We start from the raw sequence: 25172 nt of genomic DNA on the forward strand, positions 1-25172 counted from the left end.
CGAGCGGGCCGTGTGCGGGCCGGGCGCCAGATACGCGGGCGCCGCCCGTGGGGAACGGGCCGCCGGCTCGCGCGCCGCGGCCTCCTCCTGGGCGCGCGTACGCGGGTTGAGCGGCACCGGTGACCCGACGGGTGCCGGTGCGGGCGCCGGGACGCGGCCACGGGCGCGGCGGCGGTCCCGCAGATCGAGGATGCGGGCCTCGGCCAGGGCGATCAGCGGCTCGCACCAGGGCAGGGCGAGCAGGATCAGCAGACCGGCGGCCCAGCCCAGCAGGACGTCGCTCAGCCAGTGCGTACCGAGGTAGACGGTGGCCATGCCCACGCCCAGCGAGGTCACCGCGGACAGCGCCGACAGCCAGCGGCGGGCTCTGGGGGTGGAGGCCAGATAGGCCAGGATGCCCCAGGTCACGACGGCGTTGGCGGTGTGGCCGCTGGGGAATATATCGCCGCCCAGACCCATCTCGTTCGAGCCGATGACGGTGGCGTAGTGCGGTCCGAGACGGCCCATGCCGTACTTGGCGGCGCCGACCGTGATGTTCAGCAGCAGCAGCGCGACGCCCAGCGTCAGCAGCGGGCGCAGCGTGTGCTGCCGCCAGGAGCGCCAGCCCAGCCAGGCGGCCACCATCACCGCGGTCGGTCCGCGCTGGCCCAGAACGACGTAGTAGTCGACGAACCAGTGGATACCCGACCACTGCTGGTACGGGCGGAAGAACATGACCTGCCAGTCCAGCCGGACCAGCCACGAGGTGGTCACCACGGCCCACACGATCGCCAGGTAGAACGCCAGGGTGCCGGTGAGCAGCGCCACCCGGTGCCGGCTCATCCTGGGCACGTCTAGGTGCGCCGGTCGCTCCGGCTCCCTGTCGAGTCTGGCGAACACCCGGTCCAGACGGGTGAGCTTTCGTTCGGTACGCACCCAATCGACGTTACAGCGAGTGAGGTCGCTTCTCCCTCGATACCGCGTCTTTGTGATGACGATGTGATGTGGGATTCCTCTCAGGAGGGACCTGAATTCCGAGGAATCCGCAATGTCGGCGGGTCGCCCCCTTCAATTCCTTTGATCATTCCGCGAAGCAGTTTTGTTGCGCTTTTGAATTCGTTCACCGAATGCTGGGGCGGATGTGCCCCGGTGCTCACCGGGTCCGCCGGCCGATCATGGTGGCCCGGTGCCGTTCAGCCAGAACGCTCCGTAACCGGCCGACAGGGCGGCGGCACCGGCCACCACCAGCACCGCCCTGGACGTACGCGAGCGGGCGAGCGCCAGGGCGAGCGGCAGCAGCAGCGGGAACGCGGGCAGCAGCAGACGCGGCTTCGAGCCGAAGTAGCTCGACGCGCACAGGGCGAGCGCGGTGACGGCACCGGCGTACACCAGCAGCGGGAGCGGCTGGCGCTGCCTCACACAGACGGCGTACAGCCAGAGCACCAGTGCGACCCCGGTGATGATCGCCGCGCCCGCGAAGGCCCCGGGAACCGTCTGGAACCTGTCGGCGACGAAGCGGGCGAAGGCGGCGCCGCCGTCGAAGCCGTTGCGCCAGCCCGCCTGGACGTCGAGATAGCCGAGCGGACCCTTGCCGGTGCGGTGGCCCACCCAGAGGACGTAACCGGCGGCGCCCAGCGGCGCCAGCACCATCCCCAGGACGGCAGAGGCGGCAGAGGCGGCAGAGGCGACAGGGGCGACAGGGGTGGCAGGGGCGACCGCGGGGGCGCGGGGCGTGTCCGGTGCGCCGTCGGGCGACCCGACGCGCTCCACGCGGGCGTCCTGGAGCGGCGAGGGGGCGCGTCCGCCCGCACGGGCGCCGCGCGTGTCCGGCGAGCTTCGCCTGTGCACGAAAGAGACGACCCCGGCCGCCCACACGGCCGCGACCACCGCGATCCCCACCGGCCGGGTCAGGCCCGCCAGCGCCGCCAGCGCCCCGGCCGCGGGCCAGCGGCCGGTCAGCACCGCGTACAGCGCCCAGGCGGCCAGCGCGGTGAACAGCGACTCGCTGTACGCCATGGACTGCACGATCCCGACGGGCAGCACGGCCCACAGCAGTACGGCGCACACCCCCGCCCGGCGGTCGTACACCCGCTCCGCGACCGCGAAGATCCCCCAGGCCGCCGCGAGCGAGGCGACGAGACTCACACAGAAACCCGCGCTCGCGTACGACAGCGGCGTGAGCGCGTGCAGCAGCCGCTCCAGCCAGGGCAGCAGCGGGAAGAAGGCCAGGTTGGAGTGGACGTCGCCGTTCGGCAGCCGTACCTCGTAGCCGTAACCCAGCTCGGCCACCCTCGTGTACCACAGCGCGTCCCAGCGGGCCGTCAGCAGCGTGTACGCGCTTTTGCCGCGGGCCGCGGTCCACACCGCCAGCACCAGCAGGCCCAGGGCGCGCACGGCCACGTAGCCCAGCAGGGCGGGGGCCGCACGGCGCAGGGCCGGCGCACGGGGCGGCGCAACGCGCGTCACAAGGTCGGTCACGGGCTCGATTATCGACGGCCGCCGGAACCCGCAGGCCGGACGGCACGTGATCGCCCACGCGGGGGAGTGGTGTACGCCACACGAGTTCCTCGCGCGTCTGAGAGGTCCGCCACGTGAACGTGGCGCGAACTCGCGTACGCTGACGAGTCACTCGCCTTCGTTTGCGCGGGCCGGAGACAGCCGCTCCTCTCCGGCCGAGATCATGGGGAGTCCCCACCCCATGTGCCCGCCGAACGCGAGGAAGCATCTGGGAGGTACGTACATGTCCGGGACGACCACGGCCGCCGTCGCGCTGCGCCGTCGGGCGGCCGGGGCCGGTGCCAACCGCTGGGTCGTCCTCGTCGTCCTCTGCATGAGCCTGCTGCTGGTCGCGCTCGACGCGACCGTGCTGCACGTGGCGGTCCCCGCCGTCACCGAGGACCTCAGGCCCGGCGCGATAGAACTGCTCTGGATCGTCGACGTCTACCCCCTCGTCTGCGCCTCGCTGCTGATCCTCTTCGGCACGCTCGGCGACCGGGTCGGCCGCAGACGGATCCTGCTCCTCGGCTACGCCCTCTTCGGCCTCGCCTCCGGCGTGGCGGCCCTGGCCCACGACCCGCAGGTCCTGATCCTCGCCCGCGCGCTGCTCGGCGTCGGCGGCGCGATGATCATGCCCGCCACGCTGTCGATCCTGCGTCAGGTCTTCCCGGACCGGCGCGAGCGGGCCCTCGCCATCGGGATCTGGAGCGCCGTCGCCGCCGTCGGCGCCGCCGTGGGGCCGCTGCTGGGCGGCTTCCTGCTGGAGCACTTCTGGTGGGGCTCGGTCTTCCTCGTCAACATCCCGCTGATGCTGGTCAGCCTGCCGATCGGACGGCTGCTCCTGCCCGAGTCGCGGGGCGCGGCCGACGGCCCCTGGGACGTCGTCGGCGCCCTGATGGCGGCGGCCGGCCTGTTCGGTGTGGTGCTGGGCGTGAAGCGCCTGGGCGGCGGGGAGCCGCCGCTCAGCGTCTTCACCCTGGTCCCGCTCGCGGTGGGCGCGGTGCTGCTGGTCCTGTTCGTACGGCGTCAGCGCCGGCGCGCGCATCCGCTGGTGGACCTCGGGATGTTCGCCCGGCCGGCGTTCAGCACCTCGGTGGGCTGCATCGTGCTGGCGATGCTCGCGCTGGTGGGCCTCGAACTGATCGCGGCCCAGTACCTGCAGCTCGTGCTCGGGCTGTCCCCGCTCCAGACCGGCCTGCGGCTGCTGCCGCTGACCTTCGCCGCGATGGCGGCGGGGCTCGCGGGCGCCCGTATGCTGCGCCGCTTCGGGCCGCGCCGCATGGTGTCCTTCGGGTTCGCCTTGACGGCCGGCGCGGTGCTGCTGCTGACGGTGATGGGCGCCACGGACAACGCGGGGCTGCTGGTGTTCGGGTTCGTCCTGCTGGGCTTCGGCCTGGAGACCACGCTCTTCGGCGCCTACGAGTCGATGCTCAGCGAGGCTCCACCGGCGCAGGCCGGTGGCGCGGCGGCGATCGGCGAGACGTCGTACCAGCTCGGCGCCGGAATCGGCATCGCCCTCCTCGGCAGTGTCATGAACGCCGCCTACGCGCCCGGACTGTCGTCCGTCCCCGGTGTGCCAGCGTCGGCGTCCGCGTCGGCGGCGCACTCGCTGGGCGAGGCGTACGACGTCGCCGCACGGCTGGGCGGGCCGGTCGGTGTGGCCCTGCGCCGGGCCGCCATGGACTCCTTCGTGCACGGACTGCACGTGACCCTGCTGGTCAGCGCGGGCCTGCTGCTGCTCGGCGCGCTGATGGCCCTGCGGCTGCCGCGGACCATGCAGTGCGCGGAACCCCCGGCGCCGGTGGAGCTGCCCGCCCCCCGGGAGGTCGCCGAGTCCCGCGTCTCCGTCTAGGAGGGTCACTGGACGTGCGGGACACTGCGTCGTAACGTCGGCCCCAGAGTCGTAACTAGCGCTGCTAGTTTTTCGCGTGCCGGAGGGTGTTCTGATGTCCGCGTCCTCGAAGTTGCCCCCGTTCGATCCCGCCGATCCCCTCGGCATCGACGACCTGCTGGAACCGGAGGACCTGGCCGTACGGGACACCGTGCGGGCCTGGGCCACGGACCGGGTGCTGCCGCATGTCGCCGACTGGTACGAGAAGGGCGAGCTGCCGGTCATCCGTGAGCTCGCCAAGGAGCTCGGCCGCATCGGAGCCCTCGGGATGTCGCTCGACGGGTACGGCTGCGCGGGCGCGAGCGCCGTGCAGTACGGGCTCGCCTGTCTGGAGCTGGAGGCCGCCGACTCCGGGATCCGGTCCCTCGTCTCCGTGCAGGGTTCCCTGGCCATGTACGCGATCCACCGCTTCGGCAGCGAGGAGCAGAAGCAGACGTGGCTGCCGCGGATGGCCGCCGGCGACGTCATCGGATGCTTCGGCCTGACCGAGCCCGACCACGGCTCCGACCCCGCCTCCATGCGGACCTACGCCAAGCGCGACGGCTCCGACTGGGTGCTCGACGGACGCAAGATGTGGATCACCAACGGCTCCGTCGCCGGGGTCGCCGTGGTGTGGGCGCAGACCGAGGAGGGCGTCCGCGGGTTCGTGGTGCCCACGGACAGCCCAGGGTTCTCCGCGCCGGAGATCAAGCACAAGTGGTCCCTGCGGGCCAGCGTGACCAGTGAACTCGTGCTCGACGACGTACGGTTGCCCGCCGACGCCGTGCTGCCGGAGGTCGTGGGGCTCAAGGGACCGCTGAGCTGCCTGTCCCACGCGCGCTACGGCATCGTGTGGGGGGCGATGGGCGCCGCCCGGTCCTGTTTCGAGACCGCCGTCGACTACGCGAAGTCGCGCGAACAGTTCGGCCGGCCCATCGGCGGCTTCCAGCTCACCCAGGCCAAACTCGCCGACATGGCCGTCGAACTGCACAAGGGGATTCTGCTCGCCCACCATCTGGGGCGGCGCATGGACGCCGGCCGCCTGCGTCCCGAGCAGGTCAGCTTCGGCAAGCTCAACAACGTACGGGAGGCCATCGAGATCTGCCGGACGGCCCGGACGATCCTCGGGGCCAACGGGATCTCCCTCGAATACCCCGTCATGCGGCACGCCACCAACCTGGAGTCGGTGCTGACGTACGAGGGCACCGTCGAGATGCACCAGCTCGTGCTGGGCAAGGCGCTCACCGGGCTCGACGCCTTCCGGTGAACCCTGCGCGGGGGCAGGGCCGGTGAGCGGCCCTGCCTCAGCTCTGGTTGAAGAACCCGTCCTCCCGGCGCGCGGCCGGTTCACCGCTGACGATCTCGGTGTTGGCGGGGGTCAGCAGGAACACACGGGTCGCGACCCGCTCGATGGTGCCGCGCAGGCCGAAGGTCAGGCCGGCCGCGAAGTCGACGACGCGCTTGGCGTCGGCGGGCTCCATGGCCGTGAGGTTCACGATGACCGGCACACCCTCGCGGAACAGCTCGCCGATGGCGCGCGCGTCCCGGAAGCTGTCCGGGGTCACCGTGCCGATGCGGCGGCCCGTCTCCTCGGCCACGTCCGAGGCCACCTTGACCCGCGGGTCGGTGACCCAGGCATCCCCGGGCTGCTCGGTCCCCTCGGAGTAGTCGTCGTCGTAGTAACGCTCGTCATCGTTGTCGTCGACGAGGCCCAGCCAGGCGCTCGCCTTGCGTACCGATCCCATGGACGCCTCCTCTCACAGCGGTCTTTCTTGCTTCCGCATCCCTATCGTCATCCATGATGCGGATGCCGCGCCAAGTGGATAGACGCCGCGCGGGGGGTTTGTGACGGTACTGGTGCACAGCGAATACGTCGAGAGCCCGGGTGCCCCAAGGGTCCTGCGGTAAACGGCTGCTGACTGTGAGTGAAATATGATTCTTCGCGGCGTACGGGTGATGAGCGGTGCGTACGGGTGAACGAGCGGCCGATACGATGCGGCAGCTCACCGCATTTCTGATGGCACACGCGCCACGGGGGGAACGTCGTGTTCGGAATCGTCAGACCCTGTCTTCATCGGCTCGGGGAGAGCCTCAAAACCCAGTGGACAGCGCATTTGTGCGGGCTGTGCCTCGCGCTGCGCAAGGACCACGGGCAGTTCGCGCGGTTCGTGACGAACTACGACGGGCTGCTCATATCGGTTCTGACGGAGGCTCAGGCCGAGCCGGCGGGCGACCTGCGGCGCACGGCAGGGCCCTGTCCGTTGCGCGGGATGCGCACCGCTTCCGTCGCACAGGGTGAGGGCGCGCGGCTCGCGGCCGCCGTCTCGCTGGTGCTCGCCTCGGCCAAGGTGCGCGACCATGTCGCCGACGGTGACGGACTGCTGGCGCGCGGGCCGGTGGCGTTCGCCGCGCGCCGGGTCGCCGCCGGCTGGGATGCCGCGGGGACCCGCAGCGGTTCCGGCGTCGGCTTCGACACGGCGGTGCTGACCGCGGCGGTGGACCGGCAGGCGGGCATCGAGGCCCTCGCCGGGCCCGGAACGCCGGTCCTGACGGTCACCGAGCCGACCGAGACGGCGACCGCGGCCGCCTTCGCGCACACGGCGATGCTGGCCGGGCGCCCGGGGAACGCCGTACCCCTCGCCGAGGCCGGGCGGCTCTTCGGCCGGCTCGCGCACCTGCTGGACGCCGTGGAGGACCGCGAAGCCGACGCCGCGTCAGGTGCCTGGAACCCGCTCACCGCTACGGGGACCCCGCTCACCGAGGCCCGGCGGCTGGCCGACGACGCCCTGCACGGGATACGGCTCGCCCTGCGGGAGGCGGAGTTCACCGACGGCCGGCTGGCGCACCGGCTGCTGGTGCACGAACTGCGCACCTCCGTCGACCGGGCCTTCGGGACGGCCTCCTGCGCACACGGCGCGGCGCCCACGCTCGCCGGGCCGTACGCGCCGCCCGGTCATCCGGGCGGTCCGCCGCCCGGCCCGCCGCGGCGCGACCGGCGCGGGCTGCTCGCCGGGTGCGCGGTGTGGGCGGGACTGGCCTGCACGTGCCAGCTGTGCTGCGGTCAGTACGAGGATCCGTGGAGCCGCGAGCGCAAGGACGGCTTGTGCAGCGGCTCCGACTGCGGTGACTGCAGCGACTGTTGTGACTGCTGCAACTGCTGCGACTGTGACTGCTGCGACGGGTGCGATTGCTGCGACTGCGGCTGCGACTGCTGAGTCCCCGGCCGCCACGGTGAACGCCGGCGCGCCCCCGGACGTACAACTCGTCGGGGACGGGGCGACGCTGACGTTCGAACGGCGGCACATGGAGGATCAGGGATCATGCCCGGGCGCTGTGACAGGGCCGTGCCGCTTGCCGTGAAGATCGTGGTCAGCGGGGGGCTCGGAGTCGGCAAGACCACGTTCATCGGGGCGATCTCGGAGGTCGGGACGGTCGACTCGGAGGCGGCGATCACCCAGGTGTCGGTGGGCGTCGACTCGCTGGACGGGGTCGAGTCCAAGACCACCACGACCGTCGCCCTGGACTTCGGCCGCATCACCCTCGATCCGACCATCGCGCTGTATCTGTTCGGCACGCCCGGACAGGGCCGGTTCTCCTTCCTGTGGGACGACCTGGTGGAGGGCGCGCTCGGCACCGTCGTCCTCGCCGACCCCCGCCGGATCGAGGAGTGCTTCCCGGCGGTCGACTACTTCGGGACGCACGGCACGCCCTTCGTGCTGGCGGTGAACCGCTTCGACGGCGTCGAGCGGTGCGACCCGGAGGCCGTACGGGAGGCGCTGGGCCTGCGCGTCGAGGTGCCGGTCCTGGAGTGCGACGCCCGCGAACGCGCTTCGGTGCGCAATGTGCTGGGCGCGCTGATGGACGAGGTCGCCGGATTACGGGCCGCGCCGACCGGGGGAGGCCCGGCCACGCAGGGCGAGGCACACGCCGTTACGGCGGGGTGAGATGCGGGGGCGACCGGAAAGCGGATTCGGACGGGCGACTTCCGGACATCCCCGCGGGGCTGACAGGCCACGGCGTCGGCGGGCCGCCGGCGGTCGACGGGCGGAACGGCGTCCGGCGTCCGCCGGAGTCCCCGACTCCACCTGGGCCGGGGGGAGTTGACGCCGTACGCGCCCGCGTGGTCCCGGCTCGCTGCCGAGGGACTCGTGACGGCCGGCCGCCACCCCGCCCAACTGCCCCTCGGAGCACCCCACCTGCTCTTTCCGGTATGCCGGACGCGGCGATGGAGACAGGGCTGCGCAACCTGGTCTGAACCAGGGCGTGCCTGGCCAAAACGCATGGCTCGATCACCGTTCGACGGCCGAAAGGCGCCCTTGCGGCTACCGGTCGTTCGGCCGAATACTCCCGGCAAGCGCTTGTCAGGGGCATGTGTGTCCGCAATCCGGACGACGGTCCCCGGCTGCGCCTCACGGGGCCCCGACCCCACGCGGGCCCCCCGACTTCCCCTTGGGAGGAACGAACGTGAGGATCAAGCGCACCACTCCCCGCAGCGGCATTTCGAGACGGACCCGGCTGATCGCCGTCACCACCGGCCTCGTGGCCGCCGCAGCGTTCGCGGTCCCCAGCGCGAACGCGTCCGAGACCCCCACCACCTTCAGCGCCTCCGCCCTGAAGGGTGTGAGCGGCTCGGTGCTCAAGGCAGACGTCCCGGGTACCGCCTGGGCCGTCGACAGCACGACCAACCGCGTCGTCGTCACCGTCGACAGCACGGTCTCCAAGGCGGAGATCGCCAAGATCAAGCGTGAGGCGGGCGGCAACGCCGGCGCCCTCACCATCAAGCGCTCGGCCGGGCAGTTCAAGCCCCTGATCTCCGGCGGCGACGCCATCTACGGCGGCCAGTACCGCTGCTCCCTGGGCTTCAACGTGCACAGCGGGAGCACCTACTACTTCCTGACCGCCGGCCACTGCGGCGAGGTCGCCTCCACCTGGTACTCCAACTCCGGCCACACCACGGTGCTGGGCAGCAACGTGAGCTACAGCTTCCCGGGCAACGACTTCGCCCTGGTGCGCTACACCAACACCTCCGTCTCGCACCCGAGCACGGTCGGCAGCCAGACCATCACCAGCGCGGCCACGCCGAGCGTTGGCACGACCGTGTACCGCCGCGGCTCCACCACCGGCACGCACAGCGGCCGGGTCACCGCGCTGAACGCCACCGTCAACTACGGCAGCGGCGACATCGTCTCCGGCCTCATCCAGACCACGGTCTGCGCCGAGGGCGGCGACAGCGGCGGCCCGCTGTACGCGGGCACCGTGGCCTACGGTCTGACCTCCGGCGGCAGCGGCAACTGCACCTCCGGCGGCACCACCTTCTTCCAGCCGGTCACCGAGGCACTGAGCTACTACGGCGTGAGCATCGGCTGACGTCCCCCTTCAGTTGCCCCCGCACGCGAACGGCGTGCGGGGGCTCCCCCTTTGTCCGGGCGCGGAGTTACCGTCGAGTGACGGGTAGGGCTCAGCTCAGTCCCCTGGGGGGCCGGCATGGTCGAGGAGCTGGTGGCGGCGGGAGTGACCCTCGCGTCCGCCGGAGCGGTGTACGTGATGGCGGCGGCGCGGGTCGTCAAGCAGTACGAACGGGGTGTGGTCTTCCGGCTCGGGCGGCTCAGGCCGGAGGTGCGGGGGCCCGGGTTCACGATGATCGTGCCGTTCGTGGACCGGTTGCAGAAGGTCAACATGCAGGTCGTGACGATGCCGGTGCCCGCGCAGGAGGGCATCACCCGGGACAACGTCACGGTGCGGGTGGACGCCGTCGTCTACTTCAAGGTGACCGGGCCGGCCGAGGCGGTCGTCCGGGTCGAGGACTACCGGTTCGCGGTCTCGCAGATGGCGCAGACCTCACTGAGGTCCATCATCGGCAAGAGCGAGCTGGACGACCTGCTCTCCAACCGCGAGAAGCTCAACCAGGGCCTGGAGCTGATGATCGACAGCCCGGCCGTCGAATGGGGCGTCACCATCGACCGCGTCGAGATCAAGGACGTGTCCCTGCCGGAGACGATGAAGCGCTCCATGGCCCGGCAGGCCGAGGCCGACCGCGAGCGGCGCGCCCGGGTCATCAACGCGGACGCGGAGCTGCAGGCGTCGAAGAAGCTCGCCGAGGCCGCCAAGGAGATGTCCGAGCAGCCGGCCGCGCTGCAACTGCGGCTGCTGCAGACCGTGGTGGCGGTGGCGGCGGAGAAGAACTCCACACTCGTCCTGCCCTTCCCGGTGGAACTGCTGCGGTTCCTGGAGAAGGCACAGCAGGCCGTGCCGACACCTCCCGTGCAGCAGGCCGTACCGACACCTCCCGCGCAGCAGGCCGTACCGACACCTCCCGCGCAGCCGCCGCGGCCGGCGCCGCAACCGGTGCAGGAGCAACTCCCGCCCGCCGGGCCCCGGATGGAACCGGACTCCCAAGGGGCGATTTCAGGACAGGGCTAGACCTCACGGAGCGCACACGCGTCATTCGCTCGTCGTGTTTGCGCTGCGAAGTTCCGGGCTGACCGTGAACCGTCAAAGAGGCAGGGGCGTGCGAAGCGCGTTCTCCGCGCGTCCTGAACACGCCCTTGTGTGCTCCCCGCCGGCCTCGGAATAGTGAACGCCGTTCAGCGCCTTCCGGCCCGCCGGGGTCCCCACAACCTCTGCCGGGCCGACCCCCCACAGGAGGACGTGAGTTGAAGCACCGACGCATATCCAGGCGGCGTGCGGCCGTGGCCGGAGCGGGCATCGCCGCGCTGGTGGCCGCGGGAGTCACCTTCCAGACTGCGAACGCCAGCGAGTCCACGGAGAGTTCCGCCCCGCGGACCCTGTCGCTCGCCGCGGCCGGAAAGCTCGCATCGACGCTCGGCGAGGACCTCGGCACGGCGGCCGCGGGAACGTACTACGACGCGAAGGCCAAGAGCCTCGTCGTGAACGTGCTCGACCGTGAGGCCGCGAGGACGGTCGAGGCGGCCGGCGCCAGGGCCAGAGTCGTCGAGCACTCCCTCGCCCAACTCGACGCCGCCCGGACGACGCTGACGAAGGACGCCACGATTCCCGGCACGTCCTGGTCGACCGACCCGGTCGGCAACAAGGTCGTCGTGACCGCCGACAGGACGGTGTCGGGCGCCGCCTGGGCCAAGCTGTCCAAGGTCGTCGACGGACTCGGCGGCAAGGCGGAACTCAAGCGCTCCCAGGGGGAGTTCAAGCCCTTCGTGGCCGGCGGTGACGCCATCACCGGCTCGGGCGGGCGCTGCTCGCTCGGCTTCAACGTGACCAAGGGCGGCGAGCCGTACTTCCTCACCGCCGGACACTGCACGGACGCGATCTCCAGCTGGTCGGACGCCGACGGGAACCAGATCGGCACGAACGCCGACTCGCAGTTCCCGGGCAACGACTTCGGACTGGTCAAGTACACCGCCGACGTGGACCACCCGAGCGCGGTCGACCTCTACGACGGTTCCACGCAGGCCATCACGCACGCCGCCGAGGCCACGGTCGGCGAGAAGGTGACGCGCAGCGGCTCCACCACCCAGGTCCACACCGGCACGGTCACCGGCCTGAACGCCACCGTGAACTACTCCGAGGGCACGGTCAGCGGGCTCATCCAGACCGACGTGTGCGCCGAGCCCGGCGACAGCGGCGGCTCGCTGTTCGACGGCGACGCGGCGATCGGGCTGACGTCCGGAGGCAGCGGCGACTGCACCTCGGGCGGCGAGACCTTCTTCCAGCCGGTCACCGAGGCCCTGTCGGCCACCGGGACGCAGATCGGCTGAGCGCGGCCGTCGGCGAGGCCCCACCCCGTGCGCGAGGGGTGGGGCCTCGCCCTGTCCCGGGGCCTCGCTCCGTCTCGGCCGCCTCCTGGGACCTTCCGGCATCTCCGCAGGGACCTTCTTCCCTGAATTGGGGCCGTTCTCGGATCGATGATCGATCGCCGCCGATATCGAATGGAGGCGACGGAGAAGGCTTGGGACGAAGGAGCTGACATGCAGGTCGTGGACCGCGTGAACGAACTGGTGGAGAGCGCCCTGGACGCGCTGGGCCGGTTCGAGTCGTACGACCAGGAGCAGGTCGACCACATCGTCACGAAGGCGTCCCTCGCGGCGCTCGCCGCGCACGGGGACCTGGCGAGGGCGGCGGTCGAGGAGACCGGGCGCGGGCTGTTCGAGGACAAGGCGGTCAAGAACATCTTCGCCTGCGAGCACGTCACCCACTCGATGCGCGGTCTGCGTACGGTGGGCGTCGTCCACCGCGACGAGCTCACCGGGGTCACCGAGATCGCCGAGCCGGTCGGTGTCGTGTGCGCGATGACGCCGGTCACCAACCCGACCTCCACCACCGTCTTCAAGGCGCTCATCGCCCTCAAGACCCGGAACCCGATCGTCTTCGCCTTTCACCCGGGCGCCCAGAAGTGCTCGCGCGAGGCCGCCCGCATCGTGCGGGACGCGGCGATCGCGGCCGGTGCGCCGGAGGGCTGCGTGCAGTGGATCGAGGAGCCGTCGATGGAGGCGACGCGGCTGCTGATGAACCACGACGGCGTCTCCACCATCCTCGCCACCGGCGGCAACTCGATGGTCCGGGCCGCCTACTCGTGCGGCAAGCCCGCCCTCGGCGTCGGCGCCGGCAACGTGCCCGCCTACGTCGCCCCCGACGCCGACCTCTCCCGGGCGATCCACGACATCGTCCTGTCCAAGGCCTTCGACAACGGCATGATCTGCGCCTCCGAGCAGGCGATCGTCCTGGACGCGCAGGTGTACGAGGCGGGTGTCGCCGAGATGAAGCGGCTCGGCGCCCATGTCGTCACCGCCGCGGAGAAGGAGAAGCTGGAGGAGTTCCTCTTCGGCGTCGCGGCCCACGGCACCAACTGCGCCACCGCCAAACTGAATTCGGCGGCGGTCGGCAAGTCCGCCTCCTGGATCGCCGAGCAGGCCGGGTTCGCCGTGCCCGAGGGCACATCGATCCTGGTCGCCGAGTGCGGGGAGGTCGGCGAACGCGAGCCGCTGACCAGGGAGAAGCTGTCCCCGGTGCTCGCCGCGCTGAAGGCCGAGGACATCGAGCACGGCATCCGGCTGGCCATGCGGATGGTCGAGTTCGACGGACTCGGGCACTCCGCCGCCATCCACACCGAGGACGAGGAACTGGCCGAGGAGTTCGGCAAGCGGGTCAAGGCGATCCGCGTCATCGTCAACGCGCCGACCAGCCTCGGCGGCATCGGCGACGTCTACAACGCCTTCCTGCCCTCGCTCACCCTCGGCTGCGGCTCGTACGGGCACAACTCGGTGTCCAACAACGTCTCCGCGGTCAACCTGCTCAACATCAAGCGGATCGGACGGCGCAACAACAACATGCAGTGGTACAAGGTGCCGCCGAAGATCTACTTCGAGAAGGGCGCCCTGCGCTATCTGAAGGCCATGCCCGACGTGCACCGCGTCACGATCGTCACCGACCGCACCATGGAGCGGATCGGCTTCGTCCGCCGCGTCACCGAGATCCTCAACTCCCGTGAGGAGCCGGTGCTGCTGCAGTACATCGACAACGTCGAGCCCAACCCGGAGCTGGCCACCGTACGGGCGGGCGCGGCCGAGATGCGGGAGTTCCGGCCGGACACCATCATCGCGCTCGGCGGCGGCTCGCCGATGGACGCGGCGAAGGTCATGTGGCTGATGTACGAGCGGCCCGAGGTGGAGTTCGCGGACACCAAGGAGAAGTTCTTCGACATCCGCAAGCGCGCCTACCGCTTCCCGCAACTCGGCGACAAGGCCAAGCTGATCGCCATCCCCACCACCTCGGGCACCGGTTCCGAGGTCACCCCGTTCGCGGTCATCTCCGATCCCGCGGCCGCCCAGAAGTACCCGCTGGCCGACTACGCCCTCACCCCGCACGTGGCGATCGTCGACCCGGTCCTGGCGATGAACCTGCCGCCGACGGTCACCGCCGACTCCGGTTTCGACGCGCTGACCCACGCGACGGAGGCGTACGTCTCGGTCTACGCCTCGGACTTCACCGACGGCCAGTGCCTGCAGGCCATCAAGCTGATCTTCGAGAACCTGGAGGCCTGTGTGAAGGACGGCGCCCGGGCGCCCAAGGCCAGGGAGCGGATGCACAACGCCTCGACCATCGCCGGCATGGCCTTCGCCAACTCCTTCCTCGGCATGGTCCACGCCATGGCGCACACCCTGGGCAACACCTTCCACGTCGCCCACGGCCGGACCAACGCGCTGCTGCTGCCGCACGTCATCCGGCACAACGGCAAGGTGACGCACAAGGCCACCCCGTGGCCGAAGGCCGAGACCTACCGCGCGCCCGAGCGCTACCAGGACATCGCCCGCATGCTGGGCCTGCCCGCCGCGACCCCGGAGGAGGGCGTGGAGTCCTACGCGCGGGCGGTCGAGGACCTGCGCGAGCGCTGCGGCATCCCGGCCTCCTTCCAGGAGGAGGGGGTCGACGAGGAGGCCTTCCTCGCCGCCATCCCGCAGCAGGCCCTGAACGCCTACGCCGACCAGTGCGCGCCCGCCAACCCGCGGATGCCGATGATCGACGACATGCGGGAGCTGATGCGCAGGGCGTACTACGGCGTCTGAGCCGGCCGGGGCCCGCCCCGGCGCCTCGTCCGCAGCACCGCCGCCACCAGCGTGATCACGATCCCGGCCGCCGCCCATGCCGACAGCACCAGCAGGGCGGCGGTCGTGTCGTTGCCGTCGAAGTAGGCGATGGACCGGGCCACCCAGGTGCCCGCGCCCGGCGGCAGCGCCGGGCCGATGGCCTTCCAGAACGGCGGCAGCATCGGCAGCGGGAAGGCGCCGCCCGCGCTCGGGTTGCCCGCGATCACCACGAGCAGGATCGCCAGACCGATGCCGACGATCCCGAAGACCCCCTGCAGCGCGAGCGTCGCCGCCCCCACCGCGAAGGTCACCAGCGCGCCCAGCCCCCACAGGGCCGCCACGCTGCCCGGCAGCGCGCCGAGGATCGGTCCCACGATCACCGCGCCGCCGAGCCCTCCGACGACCGACACCAGCACCATCACCGCCAGCCGGATCGCCGCCCGGCTCGCGTTGGCGGGCCGGGCGCCCGTGCTGATCGCCAGGATCGAGGCGCACAGATAGCCGCCCACGCACCAGCCCACCACCAGGTAGAAGGACGTGAGCCCGTCGAAGTCCTGGCGCGAGGCCGGCGCCACGTCCACCGTCCGCACCGTCCGCTGCTGGGAGGCCTCCAGGACGGTGAGATACCTCTGCAGGGTGGTCGCGAGGACCGTGCCGCCGCCGGAGGCGACCAGGAGCGTGTCGGTCGTCCGGGCCGGGTTCACGATCAGCGCCCCGTCGAGGTCCCGGTTCATGATCTTCTTCCGGGCCGTCGCCTCGTCGGCCACCGCGCGCGGGTCCAGCGGCGAGCCCGGCAGCCTCTCCAGCCGGGCCACCGCCTGCCCGGCCGCGGCCGGGGGCGCGACGACCCCGAAGGGCACGTCCCGGGGCTTCGGATCGTGCAGCGCGCCCACGTAGGAGGCGATGAACAGCAGCTGGAGGGCGATCACACCGATGACCAGGACGGTGGCCCGCGGGGTGACGGCGTCCTTCACCTCGGCGAGGAAGGACGGACGGGGAGCGGGGGGAGCGCCGGCACCGGTGGTCTGCGTCATGCCCCCAACGTCGAGGCTGCCGGACGTTTTCGCAGGTGGGACACGCCCGAACGGATGCCGTACAAGTGTTCGAGAATGGGGGTATGGTGGGGAGTGTCGTCGGGAACTGATGTTCGAGAGCCGTTCGGGGCTCGCGAGTGCGGGAGGTGCGTGTGCCGGGTTTCACGCATTTGCACACCGTCTCCGGGTTCTCCCTGCGCTACGGCGCCTCCCACCCGGAGCGGCTGGCCGAGCGCGCCGCCGAGCGGGGCATGGACGCCCTCGCCCTCACCGACCGCGACACCGTCGCCGGCACCGTCCGCTTCGCCAAGGCCTGCGCTAAGGCGGGCGTCCGCCCGCTGTTCGGCGCGGAACTGGCGGTGGAGCCGCCCGCCCGGGTCCGGGAGGACGATCCGGTACGACGGGACAGGCGCCGCACCCCCGTACGCGGCGGCGCCTTCATCGACGAGTCCACGCCCCGCGTCACCTTCCTGGCCCGCGACGGCGCCCGCGGCTGGGCCGACCTGTGCCGTCTGATCACCGCCGCCCACACCGCCGAGGCCCTGCCCCTGCTGTCCTGGGACGCCAACCACGCCGACGGTCTGACCGTCCTGCTCGGCCCCGCCTCCGACGTCGGCCGCGCCCTGGCCGCCGGCCGCCCCGACCGTGCCGCCAGGCTCCTCGCCCCCTGGCGGGAGGTCTACGGCGACGCCCTGCGCCTGGAGGCCGTCTGGCACGGCCGCACGGGCACCGGACCCGGCTCCCTGCGCCTGGCCGCCCGTACCGTCGGCTTCGCCGCCGAGCAGGGGGTCCGGCCCGTGCTCAGCAACGCCGTCCGTTACGCCGACCCCGGCCTCGGCCCGGTCGCCGACGTCCTGGACGCGGCCCGCCGCCTCGTCCCGATCGACCCCGCGGGGGAACTGGACTCCGGTGCGGCCTGGCTCAAGGGCAGCGACGACATGGCCCGGGTCGCCGAGCGCGTCGTCGAGGCCGCGGGCTTCCGGCGCGAGACCGCCCACCGGCTGCTGGAGCAGACCCGGGCCACGGCCGCCGAGTGCCTGGTGGACCCCGAGGACGACCTCGGCATGGGCTCCGTGCACTTCCCCGAGCCGCACCTGGTCGGCGCGGGCCGCCGCACCGCCCAGCGGGCGCTGGCCTCCCGGGCGGCGGCCGGGATGGTGCTGCGCGGTCACGCGGGGAAGCGCGCGTACTGGGAGCGGATGCACCACGAGCTGGACATCATCGCCCACCACGGCTTCGCCTCCTACTTCCTGACGGTCGCTCAGGTCGTGGACGACGTACGGGACATGGGCATCCGCGTCGCCGCGCGCGGCTCCGGGGCCGGCTCCCTGGTCAACCACCTCCTCGGCATCGCCAACGCCGATCCGATCGAGCACGGACTGCTGATGGAGCGCTTCCTGTCCAAGGAGCGGGTCGTGCTGCCCGACATCGACATCGACGTGGAGTCCGCCCGCCGGCTGGAGGTCTACCGCGCGATCATCGGCCGGTTCGGCGAGGAGCGGGTCGCCACCGTCGCGATGCCGGAGACCTACCGCGTCCGCCACGCCGTCCGGGACGTGGGCGCGGCCCTGTCCATGGACCCCGCCGAGATCGACCGGGTCGCCAAGTCCTTCCCGCACATCCGGGCGCGCGACGCCCGCGCGGCGCTGGCGGAACTGCCCGAACTGCGGGCGCTGGCGGGGGAGCAGGAGAGGTACGGCCGGCTCTGGGAGCTGGTCGAGGCCCTCGACGCCCTCCCGCGTGGGGTCGCCATGCACCCGTGCGGGGTGCTGCTGTCCGACGCGTCCCTGCTCGGCCGTACGCCGGTCGTGCCGACCAGCGGCGAGGGGCTGCCCATGTCGCAGTTCGACAAGGACGACGTGGAGGACCTCGGCCTGCTCAAGCTCGACGTCCTGGGCGTGCGGATGCAGTCGGCGATGGCGCACGCGGTCGCCGAGGTGGAGCGGGCGACGGGGGAGCGGATCGACCTGGACGCCCTGCCGCCGGGCGACCCGGAGACGTACCGGCTCATCCGGTCCACCGAGACGCTGGGCTGCTTCCAGATCGAGTCGCCGGGGCAGCGGGACCTGGTGGGGCGGCTGCAGCCGGCCACCTTCCACGACCTCGTCGTCGACATCTCCCTCTTCCGGCCCGGTCCGGTCGCCGCCGACATGGTGCGGCCGTTCATCGAGGCGCGGCACGGGCGGGCGCCCGTCCATTACCCGCACCGGGATCTGACGGAACCGCTGAAGGGGACGTACGGGGTCGTCGTCTTCCACGAGCAGATCATCGACATCGTCGCCGTCATGACCGGCTGCGGGCGCGGCGAGGCGGACCGGATCCGGCGCGGGCTGTCCGACCCGGAGTCGCAGGGGCGGATCAAGGTGTGGTTCGCCCAGCACGCGGCGGCGAACGGATACGACGCAGAAACGATTCAGCGCACCTGGGGGATCGTCGAGGCCTTCGGTTCGTACGGCTTCTGCAAGGCGCACGCGGTCGCCTTCGCCGTCCCGACGTACCAGTCCGCCTGGCTGAAGGCGCATCATCCGGCGGCCTTCTACGCGGGCCTGCTCACCCATGACCCCGGGATGTACCCGAAGCGGCTGCTGCTGGCGGACGCGCGACGGCGCGGGGTGCCGGTGCTGCCACTGGACGTGAACAAGTCGGCGGTCGCCCACCGCATCGAACTAGTGTCTGAATCCGAAGGGTTGTGGGGTCTGCGGCTGGCGCTCTCCGACGTGCACGGCATCAGCGAGGCCGAGGCCGAGCGGATCGCCCAGGGGCAGCCGTACGCCTCCCTGCTGGACTTCTGGGAGCGGGCCCGGCCGAGCCGGCCGCTGGCCGGGCGGCTCGCCCAGGTCGGCGCCCTGGACGCGTTCGGCGCCAACCGCCGCGATCTGCAACTGCACCTGACCGAACTGCACCGGGGTGCCCGGGGCGGGGGCGGCGGCCAACTCCCGCTGGCGGGCGGGCGCAAGACCGCTCCGGCCGGACTGCCGGACCTGTCGGAGGCGGAGAAGCTGAGTGCCGAACTGGGGGTGCTGTCGATGGACGCCTCGCGCAACCTGATGGACGACCACCGCACGTTCCTCGACGAGCTGGGCGTGGTCTCGGCGCGCCGGCTGCGGGAGGCCCGGCACGGGGAGACGGTGCTGGTCGCGGGCGCGAAGGCGGCCACCCAGACGCCGCCGATCCGGTCCGGCAAGCGGGTCATCTTCTCCACCCTGGACGACGGCACGGGCCTGGTCGACCTCGCCTTCTTCGACGACTCCCACGACACCTGCGCGCACACCGTCTTCCACTCCTGGCTGCTGCTGGTGCGCGGGGTCGTGCAGCGGCGCGGGCCGCGCAGCCTGAGCGTGGTGGGCGCCGCAGCCTGGAACCTCGCCGAACTCCTGGAGGTGCGCGCGGAGGAAGGACTCGACGGCGTCGCGGCCCGGCTCGCGGAGCCGCCCGCCCAGGACGCCTCCGCCCCGGCGGACGGCGGCGGTTCGTCGCCGGCCCGGCTCGCCGGTTCGGACGGGCGGCCGGCGCCCGCGGGCTCCGCGGCCCGCGACCCGATGGAGGACCGGAGGATCCGCATGCCCACGGGGTACGAGATGCACCCCTGGGCGGATCTGCGCCCCGCGGGCGAAGGGCCCGCGGTGGGAAGGAAGTTGTGGCACCAGAGTCCGGGGAGTGCGGGATGACCGTTCTGTGTGTACGTTTCCAGCTGCCGCCGGAGTCCGAGGCGGCCCTGCCGGGGCTGCTCGGCCTGCTGGAGGAGTTCACCCCGGTGGTCGAGGCGCTGCCCCCGGACGGGGCGCTGGCCGATCTGCGGGGCGCCGAACGGTACTTCGGGCGCAGCGCGGTCGAGCTGGCCTCGGTGATCCGGGTCCGCGCCCTCGCCCTGCACGGCGTCGACTGCGTGATCGGCGCCGGACCGGGGCCGATGCTGGCCCGCGTGGCCCTGCGCGACGCGCGGCCCGGAGTGACGTGCGCGGTGCCCGAGGACGCCGTGGCGGAGTTCCTCGCCGACCGGCCCGTGGCCGCGCTGCCCGGGGTCGGCACGGCGACGAGCCGCACCCTGTGCGAGTACGGCCTCGACACCCTCGGCCGGGTGGCGGCCGCGCCCCTCTCCACGCTCCAGCGCCTGATCGGCGCGCGGTCGGGCCGCGAACTGCACGAGAAGGCGAGCGGCGTCGACCGCGGCCGGGTCGTGCCGAACGGCGTCTCCCTCCCCCACTCTCGGCTTCGCTCGAGCGGGGGGACCCCCATCCTGGCCACCGAACGCCCCTTCCCCCTCGACGAGTTGGACCCCGACCGCCATCGCCGCGCCCTGCTGTCGGCCGCCGAGGAACTGGGCGCCCGGCTCCGCGCCCTCGACAAGGTCTGCGGCACCCTGACTCTCACCGTGCGCTACGCCGACCGCACCGCGACGACCCGCACGCGCACCCTGCGCGAGCCGACCGCGCACTCGGCCGCCCTGACGAGGACGGCGTACGGCATGTACGAGGCGCTCGGTCTGCAACGCGCTCGCGTGCGCGCCCTCGTCCTGCGCGCCGAGTCCCTCGCCCCGGCCGAACAGGCCTCCCACCAGCTCACCTTCGACCCCGTGGACGAGAAGGTCCGCCGGGTCGAGGAGGCCGCGGACCGGGTGCGGGCGAAGTTCGGGCCGGGGGCGGTGATCCCGGGGGCGCTGGCGGCGTGACACCCCTGGCGGGCGAGGTCAGTTGGCCCAGGGCGGAGTCAGCCGCGTGCCGTCGGTCAGCTCCGCCTCCAGGCCGATCGACGTGGTGACCCAGGAGATCGCCGTCTGGCCGGTCGGGTTCTCGACGGTGAGCGTCGCACCGGGGGTGACGATCAGCGTGTCGCCCGCGGTGATCCGGTCGGTACGGCCGTCGAGCGTGACGACCAGCTCGCCGACGAGGAGGTGGAAGATCTCCTCGCGGCTGACGGTGTGGGCGGGCGCCCTGGTGCCGGGCGGGATCTCGCCGCGCCAGGCGCACAGCTCCTTGCTGCCGGTGCGCGGGGTGGCGTACGAGACGAAGCGGGCGCCGTGGATCTCGTGGGTGACGGCCTCGGACGTGCGGATGACGGGCATGGGTCTCCTTGGAGGGAAAATGGTCAAGCTGCTTGACCATCTGAGGTGTCTCCATAGTCAAGCTGCTTGACCATTTCGTCAAGGGTGTTTCAATGCCTCCGTGCACAACTCCGAGGCCATGGCCCTGTCCGCCGCCCTGCTCGCCGTCGCCGGCGAGCTCACCCAGCGCATCAACGAAGGCGTCGTCGCCCGCGGCTTCGAGGGGATGCGGCCCGCGCACGGTTTCGCCTTCACGCGGCTCGCGCCGGACGGGGCGACGGTGACCGAACTCGCCGCCCACCTCGGTGTCACCAAGCAGGCCGCCAGCCAGCTCGTCGACGAGGTCGTGCGCAAGGGGTACGCCGAACGGCGCCCGCATCCCGCGGACGCGCGGGCGCGGCTGATCGTGCTGACCGAGCGGGGGTGGGCGTGCACGCGCGCCGCGGAGGAGGCCGCCGCGGAGGTGGTGCGGGAGTGGGCGGACGTACTCGGTGAGGGTGAAGTGCGGGCGTTGCGCGATCGATTGGGGCGTATCGCGCCCTATGGTCCGATCAGGCCCGCCTGGTGACGGTTCATCGGCAGCTACCGGCGAGTCGGTTATCACTGGAAGTTTTTACTGACGCGTAACTTCACACTTCCACTACTCGTCCGTAACTTGACGAGTGAACAGCATCCTTCGTGATCCGGATCACAGGGCGTAAGGCCATCGCACCTCCCTTGAGCCGCAAGGAGATCACACGATGCTGCCCTGGAAACGAGTGCTCAGACCCCTGGCCGCGGTGCTGCTCACCGCCGCGGTCGCCCTCGTCCCCGCCACCACCGCCCACGCCGCCACCGCTCCCACCAGCGGCTGGAACGACTACTCCTGCAAGCCCTCCGCCGCCCACCCCCGCCCCGTCGTCCTGGTCCACGGCACCCTCGGCAACTCCGTCGACAACTGGCTGGGCCTCGCGCCCTACCTGGAGGACCGCGGCTACTGCGTCTTCTCCCTGGACTACGGCCAGCTCTCCGGCGTCCCCGTCTTCTACGGCCTCGGCCCCATCGACAAGTCGGCCGGGCAGCTCTCCGCCTTCGTCGACAAGGTCCTCACCGCCACCGGCGCCGCCAAGGCCGACCTCGTCGGCCACTCGCAGGGCGGCATGATGCCCCGCTACTACCTCAAGTTCCTCGGCGGAGCCGCCAAGGTGAACGCCCTGGTCGGCATCGCGCCCGACAACCACGGCACCGACCTGAACGGTCTGACCAAGCTGCTGCCCTACTTCCCGGGCGCCGCCGACCTGCTCACCGCCGCCACCCCGGGCCTCGCCGACCAGATCGCCGGCTCCGCCTTCCTCACCAAGCTCAACGCCGGCGGCGACACCGTCCCCGGCGTCCACTACACGGTCATCGCCAGCAAGTACGACGAGGTCGTCACGCCGTACACGAGCCAGTACCTGAGCGGCTCCGACGTGCACAACGTCCTCATCCAGAACCTGTGCTCGCTGGACCTGTCGGAACACGTCCTGATCGGTCTCACCGACCGGATCGCCTTCCACGAGGTGGCCAACGCGCTCGATCCCGCGCACGCCACCGCGACCACCTGCGCGTCGGTACTGAGCTGACACACGAACGGGGCCCGTCCGGCCTGAGCCGCCGGACGGGCCCCGCCCCTTCGTGGCCGTCCTAGCGGCCGTGCCGTCCGCCGTCGCTCGCGCGGCGGCGGACCGAGGCGAACAGGGCGGCCGAACCGAGCGCCAGGGCGGCCGCACCGCCCACCGCGAGATACGGGGTCTCGCCGCCGCCTCCCGTCTCGGCGAGGCGCTCCGAAGCACCGGCCGCCTGCGGCGCGTTGACCGCGGTGGGCTCCGCGGACGTCGCGGCGTCCTGGTCGCCGTGCCCGTGATGCTCCACCGTCGACCTGCCGGCACCCGCCTCGATCTGCGCGTCGGAGGGCGCGGAGGCGGTGGGCGCGGGCGACGAGCCGCTCTTCGCACCCCCGCCGGCCGGCTTCGCCGCACCCCCGCCGAAGTCGACGTCCGAGCAGGAGTAGAACGCCTCCGGGCTGTCCGAGCGCTGCCAGATCGCGTACAGCAGCTGCCGGCCCGAGCGTTCGGGAAGCGTGCCGGAGAAGGTGTAGAAGCCGCCCGACGGGGCCGGGTCGGTAGCCGACGCCACCGGGTGCTCCAGGTCCAGGTCGGACCAGGCCGGCGGCTTGGCCGGGTCGTAGCCCGCCTTGGTGAGATACACCGTGAAGGTGCCCTTGTGCGGGGCCGTCACGCGGTACTTGAAGGTGTACGACCCGCCGCGCACGCTCGTCGCCGGCCAGTCCGCGCGCGCCAGGTCGAGGCCCTTGAACTCCTCGTTGTTCGCGCTGCACAGCTTGCCGTCCGGGATCAGCTGCCGGTGGCGGCCGGCGGCGTCGCCGATGCGGATGCCGTTCCAGTCGTAGAGCGCCTGGGTGCCGCCGGCCGCGACCGCCGCCTTGCAGGCGTCCGACTTCGGGCTCTCCGGGTTCTCCGCGTAGCACTGGGCGACCCGGCTGACCGGGTCGCCCATCGTCCCGTGCGCCGACGCCGGGGCGGCGGCCAGGGCGGTCAGGGCGAGCGGAGCGGCGCCGAGGGCGGCGATCGTGGCGGCCGTGCGACGGCGTGCGGGCATGCGGAATCTCCTCGAAGCGGTCCCGGTCTGGTCGGTCCCGGTCACGAGCGATCGGGAGCCGTATCCAAGAAACCGTGAAATCGCCTGCTGGGGGCGGGTGGAGGAGATCCTTATGCTCGCGTTAAGGGAGTGCTGAGACGGAGATCAGGTAGGTACCGTGTCGGCATGGGAGATGAGCGGATCAGGGCGGCCGTCGCCTCCGACGTGCCGGCCGTGAGGGCCGTGACCGACGCCGCGTACCACCGCTACATCGAGCGGATCGGGGTGGTGCCGGTGCCCATGCGGGCGGACCACGCGGCGAACGTGGCCGCGGGCAAGGTGTTCGTGACGGGAGAGCCCGTCGTCGGCCTCGTCGTCCTGGAGGAACACGACGACCACCTGTTCCTCGACAGCATCGCCGTCCACCCCGACGCGCACGGCACGGGCGTGGGGCGACGGCTGCTGCACTTCGTGGACGCACGCGCACGTGAACTCGGTCTTCCCGAGGTCAGGCTCTACACCAACGCGATGATGTGGGAGAACCAGAAGATCTACCCGAAGTACGGCTACGAGGTCATCGAGCGGCGGGTGGACGGCCCCTACGACCGCATCCACTACCGCAAGCGGCTGGACTGACGCCCGGCGTCGCCGGGCGTTCTCAGCCGTCCGGCCACCAGGTTCGCGCGATGTCCTTGCGCACCTCCGGGCGTCCCGCGGGGCGCTCGTCGGCCTCTTCCCGGCCCCTGCGCGAGTCCGTCTTCTTCAGGGGCTTCTGCACAGTGGTCCGGCGCATGGCTGCCTCCTTCAGGGCCTACCGAGTTCCGCGTTCTCACGGAGGTAGACCTTTCCCGGGAGGGTGACTCATCGGTGCGGGTCTGTCAGTGGCGGCTGTCACGATTCGACTGTCAGTGGCGGGTGTCACTCTTGGGCTCATGACGGATCACAGTGAAGGTCTGAACACGGCGTCCACCAGCACCGACGCGGCCGCCGGCGTGGACTGGGACGCGCAGGCGGCCTCCTTCGACGACGAGCCGGACCACGGCCTGCGCGATCCGGAGGTTCGGCGGGCCTGGGCCCGCAGGCTTGAGTCCTGGCTGCCGGCGCGCGCCTGCGACGTGCTGGATCTCGGCTGCGGCACCGGCAGTCTGTCGCTCCTCGCGGCCGAGCGGGGACACCGCGTCACCGGCGTGGACGGCTCACCGGCCATGGTCGCCCTCGCGCGGGCCAAGCTGGCCGGCCGTGACGCGGTGTTCCTCGTCGGTGACGCGGCCGCGCCCCCGGTCGGCGAACAGCGCTACGACGTCGTCCTCGTACGGCACGTGCTGTGGGCCCTGCCCGACCCCGGCCGCGCCCTGCGGCACTGGCGCGGCCTGCTGCGGCCGGGCGGCCGACTCGTGCTGGTCGAGGGGGTGTGGGGGACCGTCGACCCCACCGGCATACCCGCCGACGACCTCACGGCCCTGCTCGCGCCGCTCACCGGTGACGTCCGGCTGGAGCGGCTGTCGCAGGAGGCGGCGCTGTGGGGCAAGGAGGTCGAGGACGAGCGGTACGCGGTGGTGGCGGTCCTGGAGTAGGGC

Annotated in this window: 21 protein-coding genes; 14 read left to right on the forward strand and 7 right to left on the reverse strand. The window is 71.9% G+C overall.

The features are described from left to right. The coding region (locus M8J74_RS23065; protein WP_249838267.1) for a phosphatase PAP2 family protein at positions 1-915 on the reverse strand (915 nt) is incomplete at its 3' end. Between the two features lie 237 nt (positions 916-1152). Continuing rightward, positions 1153-2457: a glycosyltransferase family 39 protein gene (locus M8J74_RS23070; protein WP_249838268.1), complete on the reverse strand. Its 1305-nt coding sequence runs from the start codon at positions 2455-2457 to the stop codon at positions 1153-1155. 262 nt (positions 2458-2719) lie between these two features. On the opposite strand from M8J74_RS23070, the gene M8J74_RS23075 reads away from it, so the two are divergent. Next, entirely contained in the window at positions 2720-4327 is a 1608-nt protein-coding gene (locus M8J74_RS23075) for an MFS transporter (protein ID WP_249838269.1), read from the forward strand. A gap of 94 nt (positions 4328-4421) precedes the next feature. Next, positions 4422-5612 carry an acyl-CoA dehydrogenase family protein gene (locus M8J74_RS23080; protein ID WP_249838270.1) on the forward strand — a complete coding sequence of 397 codons (1191 nt, stop codon included), beginning with the start codon at positions 4422-4424 and terminating at the stop codon, positions 5610-5612. Positions 5613-5649: 37 nt separating this feature from the next. On the opposite strand, the gene M8J74_RS23085 is transcribed toward M8J74_RS23080, so the two are convergent. Then, a complete protein-coding gene (locus tag M8J74_RS23085) occupies positions 5650-6090 on the reverse strand; it encodes a cell division protein SepF (protein ID WP_058926225.1) in 441 nt (146 codons plus the stop codon). A 300-nt stretch (positions 6091-6390) separates the two neighbouring features. On the opposite strand from M8J74_RS23085, the gene M8J74_RS23090 reads away from it, so the two are divergent. The 6 genes from M8J74_RS23090 to adhE all read left to right on the forward strand — a co-directional run bounded on the left by M8J74_RS23090 (position 6391) and on the right by adhE (position 14883). Further along, positions 6391-7560, forward strand: a complete 1170-nt coding sequence (locus tag M8J74_RS23090; protein ID WP_249838271.1) for a DUF5685 family protein — start codon at positions 6391-6393, stop codon at positions 7558-7560. Between the two features lie 105 nt (positions 7561-7665). Continuing rightward, the gene (locus M8J74_RS23095; RefSeq protein ID WP_249838272.1) at positions 7666-8289 is read left to right on the forward strand and encodes a GTP-binding protein; all 624 of its coding nucleotides are present in this window, start codon (positions 7666-7668) and stop codon (positions 8287-8289) included. Positions 8290-8809: 520 nt separating this feature from the next. Then, positions 8810-9712 (forward strand): S1 family peptidase, encoded by a 903-nt coding sequence (locus M8J74_RS23100; RefSeq protein ID WP_249838273.1) that lies wholly within the window; start codon positions 8810-8812, stop codon positions 9710-9712. Positions 9713-9829: 117 nt separating this feature from the next. Beyond that, positions 9830-10765 carry a slipin family protein gene (locus M8J74_RS23105; RefSeq protein ID WP_249838274.1) on the forward strand — a complete coding sequence of 312 codons (936 nt, stop codon included), beginning with the start codon at positions 9830-9832 and terminating at the stop codon, positions 10763-10765. 233 nt (positions 10766-10998) lie between these two features. Next, entirely contained in the window at positions 10999-12078 is a 1080-nt protein-coding gene (locus M8J74_RS23110) for a S1 family peptidase (protein WP_249838275.1), read from the forward strand. A gap of 210 nt (positions 12079-12288) precedes the next feature. Further along, positions 12289-14883 (forward strand): bifunctional acetaldehyde-CoA/alcohol dehydrogenase, encoded by a 2595-nt coding sequence (adhE, locus tag M8J74_RS23115; RefSeq protein WP_283948490.1) that lies wholly within the window; start codon positions 12289-12291, stop codon positions 14881-14883. Here the strand turns inward: adhE and M8J74_RS23120 are convergent. Beyond that, on the reverse strand, positions 14871-15938 hold the full coding sequence (locus M8J74_RS23120) for an ABC-2 transporter permease (protein ID WP_249838277.1): 1068 nt from the start codon (positions 15936-15938) through the stop codon (positions 14871-14873). The two genes, adhE and M8J74_RS23120, sit on opposite strands and share 13 nt — an antisense overlap. A 152-nt stretch (positions 15939-16090) precedes the next feature. Between M8J74_RS23120 and M8J74_RS23125 the strand changes: the two genes are divergently transcribed. Both M8J74_RS23125 and M8J74_RS23130 read left to right on the forward strand, forming a co-directional pair. Beyond that, on the forward strand, positions 16091-19606 hold the full coding sequence (locus M8J74_RS23125; protein ID WP_249838278.1) for a DNA polymerase III subunit alpha: 3516 nt from the start codon (positions 16091-16093) through the stop codon (positions 19604-19606). Beyond that, complete coding sequence (locus M8J74_RS23130; RefSeq protein ID WP_249838279.1) at positions 19603-20607, forward strand: DNA polymerase Y family protein; 1005 nt, start codon at positions 19603-19605, stop codon at positions 20605-20607. Before M8J74_RS23125 ends, M8J74_RS23130 begins: the two co-directional genes overlap by 4 nt. An 18-nt stretch (positions 20608-20625) precedes the next feature. Here the strand turns inward: M8J74_RS23130 and M8J74_RS23135 are convergent, their stop codons facing one another. After that, complete coding sequence (locus M8J74_RS23135) at positions 20626-21000, reverse strand: cupin domain-containing protein (RefSeq protein WP_249838280.1); 375 nt, start codon at positions 20998-21000, stop codon at positions 20626-20628. A 100-nt stretch (positions 21001-21100) separates the two neighbouring features. Between M8J74_RS23135 and M8J74_RS23140 the strand changes: the two genes are divergently transcribed. Beyond that, positions 21101-21547, forward strand: a complete 447-nt coding sequence (locus tag M8J74_RS23140) for a MarR family winged helix-turn-helix transcriptional regulator (protein ID WP_249838281.1) — start codon at positions 21101-21103, stop codon at positions 21545-21547. Positions 21548-21719: 172 nt separating this feature from the next. Next, positions 21720-22580: an esterase/lipase family protein gene (locus M8J74_RS23145; RefSeq protein WP_249838282.1), complete on the forward strand. Its 861-nt coding sequence runs from the start codon at positions 21720-21722 to the stop codon at positions 22578-22580. 61 nt (positions 22581-22641) lie between these two features. Here M8J74_RS23145 and M8J74_RS23150 read toward each other — a convergent pair whose 3' ends face one another. After that, the gene (locus M8J74_RS23150; RefSeq protein WP_249838283.1) at positions 22642-23616 is read right to left on the reverse strand and encodes a lytic polysaccharide monooxygenase auxiliary activity family 9 protein; all 975 of its coding nucleotides are present in this window, start codon (positions 23614-23616) and stop codon (positions 22642-22644) included. A gap of 165 nt (positions 23617-23781) precedes the next feature. Between M8J74_RS23150 and M8J74_RS23155 the strand changes: the two genes are divergently transcribed. Next, positions 23782-24231: a GNAT family N-acetyltransferase gene (locus M8J74_RS23155; RefSeq protein WP_249838284.1), complete on the forward strand. Its 450-nt coding sequence runs from the start codon at positions 23782-23784 to the stop codon at positions 24229-24231. Between the two features lie 22 nt (positions 24232-24253). Here M8J74_RS23155 and M8J74_RS44580 read toward each other — a convergent pair whose 3' ends face one another. Further along, on the reverse strand, positions 24254-24388 hold the full coding sequence (locus M8J74_RS44580; protein ID WP_283948491.1) for a hypothetical protein: 135 nt from the start codon (positions 24386-24388) through the stop codon (positions 24254-24256). 139 nt (positions 24389-24527) lie between these two features. Between M8J74_RS44580 and M8J74_RS23160 the strand changes: the two genes are divergently transcribed. Beyond that, positions 24528-25169 carry a class I SAM-dependent methyltransferase gene (locus M8J74_RS23160; protein WP_249838285.1) on the forward strand — a complete coding sequence of 214 codons (642 nt, stop codon included), beginning with the start codon at positions 24528-24530 and terminating at the stop codon, positions 25167-25169. Positions 25170-25172 lie beyond the last annotated feature (3 nt).

The organism is Streptomyces panaciradicis (genome assembly GCF_023516615.1).
In the GTDB taxonomy this organism is placed as follows: Bacteria; Actinomycetota; Actinomycetes; order Streptomycetales; family Streptomycetaceae; genus Streptomyces; species Streptomyces panaciradicis.

Excerpts from the sequence above, each read along its gene's own strand:
- M8J74_RS23075 (WP_249838269.1), top strand. The coding sequence starts at position 2,720 with ATGTCCGGGACGACCACGGCCGCCGTCGCGCTGCGCCGTCGGGCGGCC.
- M8J74_RS23080 (WP_249838270.1), top strand. The coding sequence starts at position 4,422 with ATGTCCGCGTCCTCGAAGTTGCCCCCGTTCGATCCCGCCGATCCCCTC.
- M8J74_RS23085 (WP_058926225.1), bottom strand. The coding sequence starts at position 6,090 with ATGGGATCGGTACGCAAGGCGAGCGCCTGGCTGGGCCTCGTCGACGAC.
- M8J74_RS23095 (WP_249838272.1), top strand. The coding sequence starts at position 7,666 with ATGCCCGGGCGCTGTGACAGGGCCGTGCCGCTTGCCGTGAAGATCGTG.
- M8J74_RS23105 (WP_249838274.1), top strand. The coding sequence starts at position 9,830 with ATGGTCGAGGAGCTGGTGGCGGCGGGAGTGACCCTCGCGTCCGCCGGA.
- adhE (WP_283948490.1), top strand. The coding sequence starts at position 12,289 with ATGCAGGTCGTGGACCGCGTGAACGAACTGGTGGAGAGCGCCCTGGAC.
- M8J74_RS23120 (WP_249838277.1), bottom strand. The coding sequence starts at position 15,938 with ATGACGCAGACCACCGGTGCCGGCGCTCCCCCCGCTCCCCGTCCGTCC.
- M8J74_RS23130 (WP_249838279.1), top strand. The coding sequence starts at position 19,603 with ATGACCGTTCTGTGTGTACGTTTCCAGCTGCCGCCGGAGTCCGAGGCG.
- M8J74_RS23135 (WP_249838280.1), bottom strand. The coding sequence starts at position 21,000 with ATGCCCGTCATCCGCACGTCCGAGGCCGTCACCCACGAGATCCACGGC.
- M8J74_RS23145 (WP_249838282.1), top strand. The coding sequence starts at position 21,720 with ATGCTGCCCTGGAAACGAGTGCTCAGACCCCTGGCCGCGGTGCTGCTC.
- M8J74_RS23150 (WP_249838283.1), bottom strand. The coding sequence starts at position 23,616 with ATGCCCGCACGCCGTCGCACGGCCGCCACGATCGCCGCCCTCGGCGCC.
- M8J74_RS23155 (WP_249838284.1), top strand. The coding sequence starts at position 23,782 with ATGGGAGATGAGCGGATCAGGGCGGCCGTCGCCTCCGACGTGCCGGCC.
- M8J74_RS44580 (WP_283948491.1), bottom strand. The coding sequence starts at position 24,388 with ATGCGCCGGACCACTGTGCAGAAGCCCCTGAAGAAGACGGACTCGCGC.
- M8J74_RS23160 (WP_249838285.1), top strand. The coding sequence starts at position 24,528 with ATGACGGATCACAGTGAAGGTCTGAACACGGCGTCCACCAGCACCGAC.